At 33.7% G+C, this 14,398-nt stretch carries 14 protein-coding genes and 1 pseudogene; 3 read left to right on the forward strand and 12 right to left on the reverse strand.

From position 1 onward, the window contains the following. From RBB48_RS16770 to RBB48_RS16815, 10 genes and pseudogenes are all read right to left on the reverse strand, one after another. Positions 1 to 1,183: DUF418 domain-containing protein (locus RBB48_RS16770; RefSeq protein WP_306007866.1), on the reverse strand; the 1,183-nt coding region annotated here is incomplete at its 3' end. 309 nt (positions 1,184 to 1,492) lie between these two features. Continuing rightward, positions 1,493 to 1,903 (reverse strand): GNAT family N-acetyltransferase, encoded by a 411-nt coding sequence (locus tag RBB48_RS16775; RefSeq protein ID WP_306007919.1) that lies wholly within the window; start codon positions 1,901 to 1,903, stop codon positions 1,493 to 1,495. A 56-nt stretch (positions 1,904 to 1,959) separates the two neighbouring features. Then, positions 1,960 to 2,898, reverse strand: a complete 939-nt coding sequence (locus tag RBB48_RS16780) for a DMT family transporter (RefSeq protein ID WP_087980770.1) — start codon at positions 2,896 to 2,898, stop codon at positions 1,960 to 1,962. A gap of 69 nt (positions 2,899 to 2,967) precedes the next feature. Then, positions 2,968 to 3,489, reverse strand: coding sequence for a DinB family protein (locus RBB48_RS16785; RefSeq protein WP_088063772.1), 522 nt, complete (start codon positions 3,487 to 3,489; stop codon positions 2,968 to 2,970). Positions 3,490 to 3,504: 15 nt separating this feature from the next. Further along, entirely contained in the window at positions 3,505 to 4,005 is a 501-nt protein-coding gene (locus RBB48_RS16790; RefSeq protein WP_088063773.1) for a GNAT family N-acetyltransferase, read from the reverse strand. Between the two features lie 34 nt (positions 4,006 to 4,039). Further along, positions 4,040 to 4,585, reverse strand: a complete 546-nt coding sequence (locus RBB48_RS16795; protein WP_088063774.1) for a GNAT family N-acetyltransferase — start codon at positions 4,583 to 4,585, stop codon at positions 4,040 to 4,042. A gap of 15 nt (positions 4,586 to 4,600) precedes the next feature. Continuing rightward, positions 4,601 to 5,302 carry a nucleotidyltransferase domain-containing protein gene (locus RBB48_RS16800; protein ID WP_088063775.1) on the reverse strand — a complete coding sequence of 234 codons (702 nt, stop codon included), beginning with the start codon at positions 5,300 to 5,302 and terminating at the stop codon, positions 4,601 to 4,603. A 16-nt stretch (positions 5,303 to 5,318) separates the two neighbouring features. Continuing rightward, a complete protein-coding gene (locus tag RBB48_RS16805; protein ID WP_088063776.1) occupies positions 5,319 to 6,002 on the reverse strand; it encodes a DNA alkylation repair protein in 684 nt (227 codons plus the stop codon). Between the two features lie 241 nt (positions 6,003 to 6,243). Continuing rightward, a pseudogene (locus RBB48_RS16810) lies at positions 6,244 to 6,429 on the reverse strand (cysteine synthase family protein); the annotation flags it as partial. 11 nt (positions 6,430 to 6,440) lie between these two features. Then, entirely contained in the window at positions 6,441 to 6,830 is a 390-nt protein-coding gene (locus RBB48_RS16815; RefSeq protein ID WP_087983772.1) for a VOC family protein, read from the reverse strand. 565 nt (positions 6,831 to 7,395) lie between these two features. On the opposite strand from RBB48_RS16815, the gene RBB48_RS16820 reads away from it, so the two are divergent. The 3 genes from RBB48_RS16820 to RBB48_RS16830 all read left to right on the forward strand — a co-directional run bounded on the left by RBB48_RS16820 (position 7,396) and on the right by RBB48_RS16830 (position 9,854). Further along, positions 7,396 to 8,223: a peptidoglycan-N-acetylglucosamine deacetylase gene (locus tag RBB48_RS16820; RefSeq protein WP_060487153.1), complete on the forward strand. Its 828-nt coding sequence runs from the start codon at positions 7,396 to 7,398 to the stop codon at positions 8,221 to 8,223. A gap of 184 nt (positions 8,224 to 8,407) precedes the next feature. Further along, positions 8,408 to 9,070, forward strand: a complete 663-nt coding sequence (locus RBB48_RS16825) for a DUF3841 domain-containing protein (RefSeq protein WP_306007867.1) — start codon at positions 8,408 to 8,410, stop codon at positions 9,068 to 9,070. A 112-nt stretch (positions 9,071 to 9,182) separates the two neighbouring features. Beyond that, positions 9,183 to 9,854, forward strand: coding sequence for a TerC family protein (locus tag RBB48_RS16830; RefSeq protein ID WP_088082048.1), 672 nt, complete (start codon positions 9,183 to 9,185; stop codon positions 9,852 to 9,854). A 58-nt stretch (positions 9,855 to 9,912) separates the two neighbouring features. Here the strand turns inward: RBB48_RS16830 and ltaS are convergent, their stop codons facing one another. Next, positions 9,913 to 11,886, reverse strand: a complete 1,974-nt coding sequence (gene ltaS, locus RBB48_RS16835) for a lipoteichoic acid synthase (protein ID WP_306007868.1) — start codon at positions 11,884 to 11,886, stop codon at positions 9,913 to 9,915. 529 nt (positions 11,887 to 12,415) lie between these two features. Continuing rightward, the gene (locus tag RBB48_RS16840; RefSeq protein ID WP_000633870.1) at positions 12,416 to 14,041 is read right to left on the reverse strand and encodes an ABC-F family ATP-binding cassette domain-containing protein; all 1,626 of its coding nucleotides are present in this window, start codon (positions 14,039 to 14,041) and stop codon (positions 12,416 to 12,418) included. Between the last annotated feature and the right edge of the window lie 357 nt (positions 14,042 to 14,398).

Raw genomic sequence — 14,398 nt, forward strand, 5'->3', positions numbered from 1 at the left:
TGGGTCGTCTTTCAATTGTTTTATTTTTATATATTAAACGTCTCAATAAAATCTCTAATGGTCCATTCAGATTGTTTTTCTCCATTATTGTAGCTAATATGACAGACAATATCCAAATACTTATAGCTATCAATGCAGCAAGAGCGTTACTTACATGCCCTCCTAAATCAAATGCTACAGGTGATAAAAGTATAACAAGCAGTGCCTCATTCAAAACAAAAAATGTTAATGAGCGCTTTCCCAAAGCAATTAATGAAAGGCTAAAGTACCCTAGATTTTTCAATTTACTCCCTATTATACCGAAACCCGTTGCATATGCTAATCCTCCAACAATTCCAGTTAAAATATGGATTCCATTTATCATTCCAGCTGTAAATACACTTGGATACCATAAAGTCCCTATAAAAGATAGAGGCAAAGCACCTATTAAGGAAATTGCTAATCCTATAATTGTTATATAATATAATTTTTTCAAATTTTGCTCTGGTTTTATTAATAACTGATATCTAGCAATCCACAAACCAAGAATTACCGAAGGAAGAATTGGGAACATAAAATGGATGAGAACAGGTATAACAGGAAAGAAAAGTAATCGTAACATTGTAGTACTTAGATACGTGTCTTTTGCTGAAACATCTGGTGAAAAACCGTAATCGCCTATTGCTTGCATATTAAATCCCCATATTATTGGGATAAAAATGATATACAATATAGTGATAATCGTAAATGTTCGAATTAATGTTTTCATTTTACACTTTAATAGCGGGCTAACAAGAAGCCCGGCTATACCATAGGCCATAAGAATATCTTGTCCTCCAATTAATACTGCTAACACAACCCCAAACAGTATTAAATACCAAGAGCGTCTTCTTACTATTTTTACAGCATGATTTTCATTTTTCCCTTTTGATATTTGCCCTTCGAGTGCTAGAACCAAACCGTAGCCTAATAATACGGCAAACATCGCTCTTGCACGGTTATCAATTATGAATATACCAAAAAGGTTTACAATTTGATCAAAGAAACTTCCGCTTTCCACCCTATGCATAATTCCAGGATCTGCAGCATACAAGTAAAGCGGTGCATGGGCAAGTACGATTAATAGTAACATAGTACCTCTTGCTAAATCTAATGAGACTGCACGCTTCTTCTCAATTGTTACATTATTTATTGATTTACTCATATTTTACTTCCTTCCTTAGCATCAACTAACCATTCCGACCTTTCTTACATTTTTGTCAAAAACTAATAACTAGTTGCTATTAAAATTAAAACAAATAAAGTGAAACTTTAAGCAGTGGCGGTTTCGTTCATCACCCACTAATTATTATTCCGTACCAATCGGGCTTTTACGAGCTTCAGGGCTTCCACCTAGCTTCCTTACTCCAGCCAAATTTTGAGGTGGGAGTTTTACTGTCCACAAATAGCAGGATACATATAAAACGAACTATTTCTTCAAATCCTATTCCGGATATTATATTCTAAGATGATTTTAATATGTTTTATTTTTAAAATACACATGAAATCTTTCAATCCCCGGATATCTTTCTCCTAAACTTTTAACCTGAAAACCAATTTTTTCATAAAATTCTACTGCCTCATTGTCTGTCTCTGCTTCTATATAAGTTAATTGAAGCATTTTTACTACTTCTTTTATCATTTGCAACGCAATTCCTTTATTACGATATTGTGGAGCGACTGCTATGTGACATATTCTCGCTTTATTTGCTCCGATTATTTCAATACCTATACAAGCCTCTTCTTCATATCTGTACAAAGTCCCTTTATTACTCTCATAATATAAAACTGCTTTCTTTAAGCTAGTTTCACTTGGCCCGACTGCATACTGTAACACATTTAAAATTGGATCTTTCACAATTTGTTCCACGCATTGCAAATTCATTTCTACATTCCTTTCCATGAAAAAAGATTAGCTCTTTCTATAAAGAGCTAATCTCATTACGCTGTTATTTTTTCTTCTTTTTTCACAACGACCGCTACATAACTATGTAGTATCATTCCGACAATAACAAGACTCATTCCGATCCAAGATAAAGATGACGGAATTGGCGCAGATAGTAAGATAAGCTCTCCTACTAGCGCAAATAAAACTTCACCGGACTGTGTTGCTTCTACTGTTGCTAGTTTTTGTGGATCATCTTTTACAAGATCTGTCGCAAAGAAGAATAGTACTGTCGCGATTAAACCAGAACTAACTGCTACAATAAAACATTGGAAAACTTGGCTACTTGACGGTAATCCGCCTGTTGATACTTCATAACCAGATAGTAAAAACCAAAATGGTAAACTTGCTAATGTCATACCGAGAACTCGCTGGAATACATCTAATTCGCCTTTACAAACTTGCATCATTTTTCGATTTCCAAGAGGATACGCAAACGCTGCAATAAGTACAGGAACTACACATAAAACGGTTTCTCGAATTCCTAATGAAGAAGCATGTTCTACTTGCATGAGTACAACACCGCATAAAATAACCCCAGACATAACTAATTCCTTTATTGGAAGTTTTTTATGTAATGGATCTACTGCAAAAAATGGTGTTAACAAAATTCCTGCGACAATCGTAATTTGCCAAGTTGATGCAACAAGCCAACCAGGTCCAAAAGCTCCGGCAAAACTAAGTGGTGCATAGAAGAGACCAAATCCAACGATACTCCACACTAACCATTCTTTCGGATTATTTTTCATATATTGAAAGAGTTGCTTTAAGTTCCCTCTATACATGACAATAAGTAAAAGCATTGGAACCATAAAGTAGTACCGTAATGAAGCACTCCAAATCCAGCTTCCACCTTCTAAGTCCATCGCCCGGTTTAAAACAAAGGTAAAGGCAAAGAAAAATGATGCCAATATCCCTACTGCAATAGCTTTCATTATAAAACCCCTTGTTTAGTTTCTTCTTATACTATACAACAAATTAAATATAATTAAAATTCGAAATCTTTATCTCGCATCTATTCTAGCTCTATATAGTTTTCTTAACTGACTAATATGAGCTTGATGGTACCGATTATGATCGGCTATATGCCATATTCCCCACCTTATAGTCGCAGTTTCTCCCTTCTCATAAAAAACTTCCCTTGTTAAATCATTTTCTGTTAGTTTCATACACTCCTCATAAAACATATGTTGCACCGCTTCATAATCTTGCATTAATTGTTGCAACGTCTGTTTTCTTAAACTTGGTAGTTCTCCTACATCATTTAACATAGTTCCGTATTTATTTTCAAGCGCGAGGGGAACTGCTTCTCCTTTTAAGCGATACACCCAGTTCAAATCAACCACTGCCAAATGTTGAAGTAGTTGTCCGATGCTATTTTCATTATTTTTTGCCCCTTTGAAGGACAGTTCTTTCTCATCAGTACCTTCTACTAACTTTTGCAGTCGTTTAAATGTATCAGTAACCGTCGCATACAAAATTGCTACTTGCGGGTTCATATTTTTTTCTAAATGGAGATCTTTCATACTAAACTCCCTCTATTAAAAGAACAAGACCATATGTTCATCATCACTATACACACCATTCATCTTTATAGCTCTCTTTTCAATCCCATACGTTTTAAAGCCCATTGATTCATACAATTTTTTTGCTGATTCGTTTGTAGATACAACACCTAAGTTCAATTGTTCTAAGCTCATTTCTCTTGCTCTTTCAATTGCCTTACGTATTAACTCACGTGCAAGACCACTTCTTCGATTACTTGCATCTACATACATCGCAACGATATGACCTTTATGTTTATACGCCTCTTTCTCTTCTGTTAGTAAAGTAACCACTCCAACTAATTGATTCTTTTCATTAAAAGCACCGAATGTACAGCTAGTAGTAGCTGTTAAATTATTTTCCACTCGCTTAATAGGATTTTCTTGACGAATCGCCTCTTCATAAGTTGTTACAAATGCCTCTGGATTTACTTGTAATGCCTGTAAACGTAACTCCCAATATTGTTTTGCATCTTCTTTCGTAAGTAATCGAATCATATATCTCCAGCTCCTTTAAGTTAACATAATATTTTTATAAACTACTATTTATAGATTCGTATTCTTCTCTTAACATACTATAACGATAACGATGAATGAACTTTCCTTGACGTAATCGATCATTTCTCATTAATCCTTCACAAACAAAACCAGCTTTTTCATAACTCTTTCTAGCTTGAAAATTATCTTCATCTACACGTAGCCAAACTTTTTCTAATTCAAATTCAAAGAATCCCACATGTAACATTCTATATAGGGCTGCTAATCCATATCCTTTACCCCAATACTCTTTATTACCAATTACGATTCCCAGTTCTGCATTTTTATTTGTTTTATCAAAGTTTTTAAGATCTACCCACCCAATATGTATGCCGTTTTCTGTAGTGATAGCTCTTTGTTCATAACCATTTTTTCGATTTATACATGCTTCAATCCACTTTTTCGTATCTTCACGAGTGAACGGTGGATATTGATCCGGTACAACTAAATGATTTGTCACTTCTTTATCTAATGACCATTGATATCGCTCTTCTACATCATCTAGTGTCAGTTCTCTTAATTGAACGATTGGTACATTCATTATGCTATCCCCTTTTTATTTTCCTATAGAAAACCCTTCGAACATTCTTCCTCCATACTGTTCTAGCGTTTTTTCTACAAAAGTAATTAAGTTTCTTTTCTCACCCGTTGTATAAAAATGATCGAACGCCTCTACAAATTGATCTGCGTAATGTTCATCATATTTTCTAAGTACCCTTATAAACCATTTTGAACTTCCAAGCCATTTCCCATTTACTCTTAATATATATTCATGTAATAAATCAGCTAATAAATTCGCGATAAACAATTCTTCTTCTCTTTTTGATGCACCAATAAAATCGTCCAAAGTATCCGTAATAAAATACCGTTTCTGCTTCATCATTGCTTCAGTCCATTTAGCTGGCCCTTTATTTAGTAAATCATTTGCTTCTCTTTTTAATTTCTCAACAATTTCATTTTCTCCTTTTAATACAATACCCTCTGAAACTAATTGTGGTAACGAAGGTCTCCCTCGGTCACAATCCATTTTAAAAAAGGTTTTACACGTTTCAAAATTATGTACAAACACTTCAACAGGCCATCCATTACTATAGAAAGATTCTCTATAACAAGACGGTAAATTTTGATCAACTATAACAATGTCCAGATCAGATGTTTTTGTCGCTTCTCCTCTTACAACGCTTCCTCCCAGTAAAGCTACATCACAATTCGGAAATTGTGATGTAATTATGCTTTGTGCTGCTTTCATTGGTTTCATAACCGTTCCCCTTTTCTTATTTCACTTTCTTTTTTTCAGCTCTTTCTCTCGCCTTTTGTATATACGGTTCTGCGTCTGGTGTTTTGCATGACGTTGCCCCGTGATCAACTTGTACTTTCCCAATTTCACGTGCAATTTCAATCGCTTTTCTCTCAAAGTCTTCATTACGAATTCCTATCGCGATTAAAGCACTATTCATCGCTTCTTTTTTTCTATTTTTTTCATTATGTATATTTGCTTTAATCTCTTCTAGATACGGAGTGAAGAATTCATCATGTAACGTTTTATTTTTAATCGCTATATTTGCTAATAGAGACCATCCTGCTCTTCCAATCCATTCATCATCAGACTTTGTCCATTCTTCCATTCTTTCTATCGCGATTGGCGACGTACAAATAGCCGTCATCAAAACGTCCATTAAACAATAATAATCAACTTCCTGTACCCATTTGTTTAGCTGTTCTGTCGTAACTTGCTTTGGTTCTAAAATCATTGTTGCTAAAGTCATTGCATCCATATTTTTTGTTTTCCATAATGAAATTGCTAAATCATGATCTTTTTTTATCTTCTTTTTTAACAATTTTAAATTGGCAAAACTAACTCCGAATAGTGGCTCTTTCGCTCCGTGGTTTTTATACGTTTTACGATTTTGTTCTGTTCCATATTTCTCTAGTTGCTGCATTACTTCTTCAAGTAACATATGCCCACCTCTTTATCTTTTATGTTGACTTCATATATGTATGTACGATATATTCTACATTACTTTTTGGTTTTCCTATATTTATTTCTTTAAATACGGTATGTGAAATTTTAAAGTTTCTACAGATAACTAACACAACCACGAAAAACCTGTACCTTTTACATATACAGGTTTTCATTTCATCAATTTTCCAAAGTATAAGAAATAGAATATGAAAGAACTTTTATTTATTCGATTTTCTCTATATTTGTTGTAAGCTCTTTACATCTGACCACTCTTCTATAGACACTGCGTCCGGAAAAACTGTAACTACATTAAAATTCGCACCTTTTTCTTTTCCAATTTGTTTAGCAGCTAATAAATTCGCTGCCGCAGACGTCCCTATTTTCATACCAGTTTCATTATAAAAACGTGCTATTTCATACAAAAAGAGCTTCTTTATTCAAATGCGTTCATAAGTACAATTCTCCAACCATCTGGATCCTCTATTGTGGTCCCTTTCTCTATCCAATACGGATTTTCTGGTTCTACCTCATGATAGCCCATATTACTTAATCGATTCACTATTTTTTCAATTTCATTTTTATTAGGCATATAAAAAACTAGTAAATTATCTTTTGTCGGTGCCGGACATGGACTTCCATTAACATGCGTTGTAAACTCCAAATGATACTCGGCATCCGGTAATCCAAACATAACTCCATCATATCCTTCATGATTGTGAAATTCTCCTATACGCTTTAATCCTAACCCCGTCTCATAAAAACTTATAACTTCTTCAAATTTATCTGTTGGTCTTGCCATTCTAAATTGAACCCAATTCTTCATGCAAATCTCCTCCTTTTCATTTTCCAAAGCTTTATAGTAATTATTATAAGTTACATATATTTCCTTTCATATCCCTCATTAGTGTGAGAACTACCTAAGTTGAAAGACCTATTAGTTTATAAATAGTAGGACTTTAGTATTAAATTCATATAAAAGTAGTTATGTAAATATTGAGATGAAATAAATAGTTCTTCCGATAATATCAAATGTTCCCCAGACTAAAATTTAATTTTTTCTATACCAATATTTTAATAGAAAACAAAAATATTCGAATCAATAATTGGAATGAAAATGAAATGCTACGAAAGTATGATTAGTCCCCTTTCATTTTGATATCGATTCTCCTAAAAACCACCTACATCATTATTAGAAGAACCAAATTTAATTCCTGAAAATTTTCATAATAAACATTAAAATCACCCTGTTTTTTCAAGACTGCAATTGATACAAAATCTTGCATATTTTTGAACAAACTTTTTTGCACTTGTAAAAAAGTTTTTTTGCAATTACCTCCCTATAATTGCTAATATAGTAGAGTAGAACTTTTATAGAGAGAAGGAAAATTATGCACAATGGAATTCGAATGACAACTTTAGTAAAAAGGGCTATGTTGATTTGCGCGGGGGTATTATTTACATACGAAGCAGCTTTAGGATCAGCACATATTGCTCTAGCAAGTACAGAGGATGAAGCAAAATCTGTTCAACTTGTAAGTGAAATTCAATCATCTCTTGCACCGAAAGAAGCTCCAAAACAATATAATGGGCAAGTTAGAAAAGTAGCTTATTTAACATTTGATGATGGTCCTGGAAAATACACAGCTGAGCTTTTAGATATGTTAAAGAGAGAAAATGCAAAAGCAACATTTTTCCTAATTGGTTCAAACGTAAAAGCATTCCCTGATCTTGTAAAACGTGAAGATGCTGAAGGCCACTATGTTGGGATGCACAGTATGACTCATAACTACAAGAAACTTTACACAGAAGGTCATTACGTAGATGAAATGAAGGAAGACCAAGGCTTAATCGCTGGCGTTCTAGGTAAATCACCAGTATTAACTCGTCCATCTTACGGTTCAATGCCAGGATTAAATGAAGCTCTTCGTAACAAAGTTGTTGAAAATGGCTTGAAAGTTTGGGATTGGACAATTGATTCTTTAGACTGGAAATATAACAAAATGCCTGTTGATGCTGCATCAGCTAAAATTGTCGAAAACGTTCTAAATGGTGCTAACAAACCGACAGAAGTTATTCTTATGCACGACATTCATCCACAATCCGTTAAAGCAGTACCTGGAATTATTAAGGGGCTGAAAGAAAAAGGATATGAATTAGAAAGTTATAGTGAGAACGAACACTTCCCATTAAACTTCTGGCACGATAATCGTATGTAATGAAAAAGACTTGATTTCCTCTAGTAGGTTATTGAGTCTTTTTTTATCGCATTGGGTATTACTTCTCGTATATTCAATTCAACTCCCTACTTCCCTTATATGAATAGAAATTAAGAATCACATTAATTTAAATTAAAAACATGTCATGTTATACTATAGGCTAATTTAAATGAGTAGGTGTCACATGATAGTATATACAGTTCAAACTGAAACAGCATGGAAACAATTTAAAAAACTTGGTTATTTAGAAGGAAGTAAAGAAAACATCGATCCCGATTTTATATATTCATACGATTGGATGGTACGTGTAGCTAAAAAAAGATTACTCCACTACGAAGGTAACTATCCTATTTGGGTCTGGGAAGCAAATAATTATCCAGATCGAAATACTAAAGCCTGGGGTAGAGAAAATTCAAAAATGGTAATTTTAACACTTGATGTGCCGAATGAATGGGTACTATGGAGTGATATTAGTTACTGGTGTTGTGCCATGACTGCTAGCTCTATGTATTTTCATCAAACAAATAAACGAACATTAAAAGACTGGTTTACTTTTATGGATGAAGAGTACAGATTAATATTCGACTTCGACTATTTATTATCTCATCCTGATTGGTATAAAGGTAAAGAGGCCTCATTAGAAAAACAAGGTGTTATCGGCAAAATCCCCCTTTCCTTTGTAAAAAAAGTCAGACGTTTTCGTGCTAAGGAAGATAAATCTATTAATGAAATCAGAAGTAATAACTGGGATAATAGAAAAGAAAATCGTATCAAAAAGATGAATCGAAAATTAAGAAAAAGAAACGACAAGCAAAAAAAATTGCAAAAGCGAATTATACGGCATTAAAACATATATATCAAAATACAGTAAGAAATTATGGATTGAGTATACAAATTCAATCCTATTTTTTATATTATCAACACTTTAGCACATATTACTCTTAAGGAGTGATGTGTATATGGATTTTCTTTCAACCGAATATTTGTCTGCCTTACTTGCCATCATTGTAATTGATTTAGTGTTAGCCGGTGATAATGCCATTGTAATTGGGTTAGCAGCAAGGCGATTACCGAAAGATCAGCAAAAGAAAGTTATTATTTGGGGAACTATCGGGGCAATCGCGATTAGAGCCCTCGCTACTTTAGTTGTCGTTTGGTTATTAAAAATACCAGGGCTACTTCTAATTGGTGGTGTACTCCTTATATGGATCGCTTACAAATTAATTGCTGAAGGTAAAGATCATGATATTAAGGCAGAAGAAGGATTTTGGTCTGCTATTAAAACCATTATTATAGCTGATGCATTAATGGGAATTGATAATGTTCTCGCTGTTGCAGGAGCTGCGCATGGTAATTTTTCTTTAGTAATCATTGGACTATTAGTATCTATTCCAGTAGTAGTATGGGGCAGTACCTTAATTTTAAAATGGGTGGATAGATTCCCTGTCATCATTACGATTGGAGCAGCTGTTTTAGCTTATACTGCTGCGAAAATGATTGTAGATGAGAAATGGTTCGCTGGATTTTTCGAAAGTAATCCTTTCATAAAATGGGCATTTATCATTATTATCATTGCCGGTGTAGTATTCTTTGGAAAGATGAAACAAAAAACGAAAGATAATTCTATATAATGACAACGTTATATGTACAAACAAAAGCGCTACTCAAATGAGTAGCGCTCTTTAATATTTATTTCGTTTCCCCGTCTTCAGTCGTCTTTACCTTCGTTTTATTTTTATCACGATGGTTATAGTTGTACTTCGAACGATCTACTGGTGTAAAACCTTCCGGTGTGTAGAATCGTAATAAGTCTCCGTTTACGACTTGGTCAGAGTATTTTAGTGATTTTTGAACCATTTGTTCATTTTGTTTTATTTCGTCTGTTAATTCAACAGCGTCACCAGTCGCTGTATCATAGTATTTGCCGTTTAGTGCAGTCACTGTTGGACTTACGTAGTTACCGTTACGGAATGGAACGACTTGTTTATGCTCTGGTGATAATAAATCTGATCCGAACTGGACATAATTTTTCGTATCTGTACCTAGTAAGTGTAATAGTGTCGGAAGAACATCAATTTCTCCGCCGTATTGATGTTGTACGCCGCCCTTCATTCCTGGAACACGAATGATTAATGGTACACGTTGTAGTTGTGCATTTTCAAATGAGTTCATTTCTTTACCCATTATTTGTGACATTGCTGCGCCATGATTATCAGAAATACCGTAATGATCACCGTACATAACGATAATTGAGTTATCGTATAAACCAGATTGTTTCAAGTAATCCAAGAATCCTTTTACAGACTCATCTAAATAACGTGCTGTTTGGAAATACGTATCTACTGAAGAGTCACCTGTTTTAGCTGGTTCAATCGTCGCTTCCTCTTTATCAATTGGATAAGGGAAATGGTTTGATAACGTAATGAACTTCGTATAGAACGGTTGTTTCAATGTTTGTAATAATGGTATAGATTCGTTAAAGAACGGTTTATCTTTTAATCCATAGTTTACTACATCTTTTTCATTCATATCATAGTATGACGCATCAAAAAATTTATTGAAACCAAATGATTTATAAATATCATCACGGTTCCAGAACGTTTTGTAATTACCGTGGAATACAGCTGATGTGTATCCTTGTTGACCTAAAATAGCTGGTGCTGATTGATACGTGTTATGAGCTTTATTTGTAAAAACAGATCCTTGTGGTAACCCATACATTGAGTTTTCTAGCATGAACTCAGCATCAGATGTTTTACCTTGTCCTGTTTGATGGAAGAAGTTATCAAAGTATAGCGTATTCGCATCTTTTGTAAATGAGTTTAAGAACGGTGTAACTTCTTGCCCATTTAATTTATAATCAATTAAAAAGTTTTGGAATGATTCTAAATGAATATAAATTACGTTCATTCCTTTTCCTTTACCAAAGTACTCAGGATTTGGACTTGCATATGTTGATGCAAGATAATTTCTAACCTCTGTCATATTATCTCCATCAGCTAACGCTCGTTCTGTTGATGCTTTCGCACTTTGAATGCCATCATAAATCGTATAGTTGTATGCCCCTAAATATTTCACAATATAATTACGGTCAAATGTTCTTGTTAATAATTCAGGACGATCAGATTCTGCAAGACCTAAGTTAATGCTGAATAATAAAATACCTGCTACAAATACTAGTGATAATTTATGTTTCGCAACACGAATTGGTTTTGGATTTGCAAATTTTGTTGCAACTAAAACAATTAAAATGATTGTATCTAGGAAATATAGTGGATCATATGCGTGTAGCAATGCAAAAATACTACCACCTAAATCTCCAAAGTTATTCGTTTGTGTTAATGTCGGGAACGTAATAAAGTCACTGAAAAAGCGATAATATACTACGTTTGCGTATAACAGTATAGACATTAACAAATTAATAACAATTAACCAAATGTAAGCACGTTTCCCCTTTGCAAATAATGCGAGCCCTAAAAATAAAACTGCTGAGCTTAACGGGTTGAAAAACAGTAAAAACTTTTGGATTGTGTTGGATATCCCTAAATTAAATTCTGTCACATATGCTGCGTATGTTTTTAACCAGAATAAAATAATGGCAAACACGAAAAATCCAAAGTGATTGCTTAACACTCGCTTACTCTTTAATAGTAATTGCTTCATCTCTCCACCTCTTTTGATCATCCAAGGCTTATTTTTTTATAAGTCTGTCTCTATTCAATTTTTTATCTTCAAATAGATTTTGTTTGTTTAACTAAATGAAGAATATTAGTAATTATAATTTGAAGCTAGTATTTATTCAACTATTTCTTTCTAGACATTTTGACCTTGGTTTCTATTTAATAAAATAAATTTGTAACATTTTCTGTTTTCTCCCAAGTCTCATCCACTAATTATGACTCCACATACTATAAACCTTTATTTACTGCTTCGCAAATAAATATGTCTCCAGTTCTGGAACATTAATGTAATATAGTGAAATTCACAATAGATAGTATTTGTTTTTTTCGGTGTATATTAAATTCCTTCATATATTTCAAGTTTATTCTTAATACAGTCCTTTCTCTATATGTAACATCAAAAGGTCTTTTCTTCTCTAAAGTTATTTCTGTATAATTATTCACAATTCATAAAATAAAAGATTATAAAAAAACCTCGCTCTCATAAAGAGAGCGAGGTTTTTCATCATTTATTATTGACCTTTGTACATTGCTTCTACTTGTTTTTGAAGTTCTTCATTTTCTAAGAACTCATCGTAAGTAGCCTCTTTATCGATTACACCGTTTGGCGTTACTTCGATAATGCGGTTTGCAATTGTTTGTACGAACTGATGGTCATGAGATGTGAATAACATTGTACCTTTAAATGCGATTAAACCGTTGTTTAATGCAGTGATAGACTCAAGGTCTAAGTGGTTCGTTGGATCGTCAAGTGTGATTACGTTCGCACCACTTAACATCATTTTAGATAGCATACAACGAACTTTTTCGCCTCCAGATAATACAGAAACTTTCTTCTTAACTTCTTCACCTGAGAATAACATACGGCCTAAGAAACCACGTAAGAAGCTTTCTGACTCATCTTGTGGAGAGAATTGGCGTAACCAATCAACTAAGTTGGAGTCACTATTCTCAAAGTATTTAGAGTTATCTCTTGGGAAGTAAGATTGAGATGTTGTAACGCCCCATTTGAATGAACCGCTATCTGGCTCCATTTCACCCATAAGGATTTTAAATAATGTTGTCATCGCAATATCGTTACGACCGATAAATGCAACTTTATCACCTTTATTTAAAGTGAAGTACACATTATCTAACACTTTTTCACCATCAATTGTTTTAGAAAGACCTTCAACAGTTAATAAGTCATTTCCTATTTCACGCTCAGGTGTAAAGCCAACAAATGGGTAACGACGTGATGATGGTCTAATATCATCTAATGTAATTTTATCTAATAATTTTTTACGAGAAGTTGCTTGTTTCGCTTTAGATGCGTTTGAGCTAAAGCGTGCAATGAAGTTTTGTAACTCTTTTACTTTCTCTTCTTTTTTCTTATTAGCATCTTGTGTTAATTTTAAAGCTAATTGGCTTGACTCATACCAGAAGTCATAGTTACCAACATAAAGTTGAATTTTACCGAAATCAAGATCAGCCATATGCGTACAAACTTTATTTAAGAAGTGACGGTCATGGGATACAACGATTACTGTATTTTCAAAGTTCATTAAGAAGTTTTCTAACCATTGAATCGCTTTTAAGTCCAAGTGGTTGGTAGGCTCATCTAGTAATAGAATGTCAGGTTTACCGAATAATGCTTGAGCAAGTAATACTTTTACTTTCTCTGCCCCAGTTAATTCTGACAATTTCTTATCATGAACATCTTCACCAATACCTAAACCTTTAAGAAGGATTGCAGCTTCTGATTCTGCTTCCCAACCGTTAAGCTCAGCGAACTCACCTTCAAGTTCAGCAGCACGCATACCATCTTCATCACTAAAATCTTCTTTCATGTAAATGGCATTTTTCTCTTGCATTACTTTATAAAGTTGCGTGTGACCCATAATTACTGTTTCTAATACTGGGAACTCTTCATATTCGAAGTGGTTCTGTTTTAACACTGCTAGACGCTCACCTGGCGTAATATGTATATCACCTGTTGATTGTTCGATTTCTCCAGATAAAATCTTTAGAAATGTTGATTTACCCGCACCGTTTGCTCCGATTAAACCGTAGCAGTTACCTGGCGTGAATTTTATGTTAACATCTTCAAACAATTTGCGATCCGCGAAACGCAAACTAACGTTACTTACTGTAATCATTTGTGTCCTCCTACTAATACCGCTTATTTCAGCGTTTTCTCACCGATTGTCTTAAAAAATCGCATATTACGACTCAATTATTGTAGACTATAGCTATTATATAGTAGAAGATGGATGAATAGCAACGGTTGATTGCTATTCATCCCTTTTCTACCTTGAATAAAATGTTTGTTTTTTAACGAAACAATATTATATAGAAGCAAATTTCACAATTTAAAGAGGAGTTATTTTGAACAAAATATTTATAATTGGAGCATAATGTTTATCGCTCACTTCCTATACAAATAAATGGCGAAATGAAAGATGAAAAGTTTGCAAAATATAAAGACGTGATGGAAAAGTTTATTAAATAAGAAG

Source organism: Bacillus sp. MMSF_3353, from assembly GCF_030733445.1.
GTDB classification, from domain to species: domain Bacteria; phylum Bacillota; class Bacilli; order Bacillales; family Bacillaceae_G; genus Bacillus_A; species Bacillus_A wiedmannii.

What these genes read in the sequence shown, in the direction of transcription:
- RBB48_RS16775 (WP_306007919.1), bottom strand. Translation starts at nt 1,903, where the DNA reads ATGAATTTGCAATGCGTGGAACAAATTGTGAAAGATCCAATTTTAAAT.
- RBB48_RS16780 (WP_087980770.1), bottom strand. Translation starts at nt 2,898, where the DNA reads ATGAAAGCTATTGCAGTAGGGATATTGGCATCATTTTTCTTTGCCTTT.
- RBB48_RS16785 (WP_088063772.1), bottom strand. Translation starts at nt 3,489, where the DNA reads ATGAAAGATCTCCATTTAGAAAAAAATATGAACCCGCAAGTAGCAATT.
- RBB48_RS16790 (WP_088063773.1), bottom strand. Translation starts at nt 4,005, where the DNA reads ATGATTCGATTACTTACGAAAGAAGATGCAAAACAATATTGGGAGTTA.
- RBB48_RS16795 (WP_088063774.1), bottom strand. Translation starts at nt 4,585, where the DNA reads ATGAATGTACCAATCGTTCAATTAAGAGAACTGACACTAGATGATGTA.
- RBB48_RS16800 (WP_088063775.1), bottom strand. Translation starts at nt 5,302, where the DNA reads ATGAAACCAATGAAAGCAGCACAAAGCATAATTACATCACAATTTCCG.
- RBB48_RS16805 (WP_088063776.1), bottom strand. Translation starts at nt 6,002, where the DNA reads ATGTTACTTGAAGAAGTAATGCAGCAACTAGAGAAATATGGAACAGAA.
- RBB48_RS16815 (WP_087983772.1), bottom strand. Translation starts at nt 6,830, where the DNA reads ATGAAGAATTGGGTTCAATTTAGAATGGCAAGACCAACAGATAAATTT.
- RBB48_RS16820 (WP_060487153.1), top strand. Translation starts at nt 7,396, where the DNA reads ATGCACAATGGAATTCGAATGACAACTTTAGTAAAAAGGGCTATGTTG.
- RBB48_RS16825 (WP_306007867.1), top strand. Translation starts at nt 8,408, where the DNA reads ATGATAGTATATACAGTTCAAACTGAAACAGCATGGAAACAATTTAAA.
- RBB48_RS16830 (WP_088082048.1), top strand. Translation starts at nt 9,183, where the DNA reads ATGGATTTTCTTTCAACCGAATATTTGTCTGCCTTACTTGCCATCATT.
- ltaS (WP_306007868.1), bottom strand. Translation starts at nt 11,886, where the DNA reads ATGAAGCAATTACTATTAAAGAGTAAGCGAGTGTTAAGCAATCACTTT.
- RBB48_RS16840 (WP_000633870.1), bottom strand. Translation starts at nt 14,041, where the DNA reads ATGATTACAGTAAGTAACGTTAGTTTGCGTTTCGCGGATCGCAAATTG.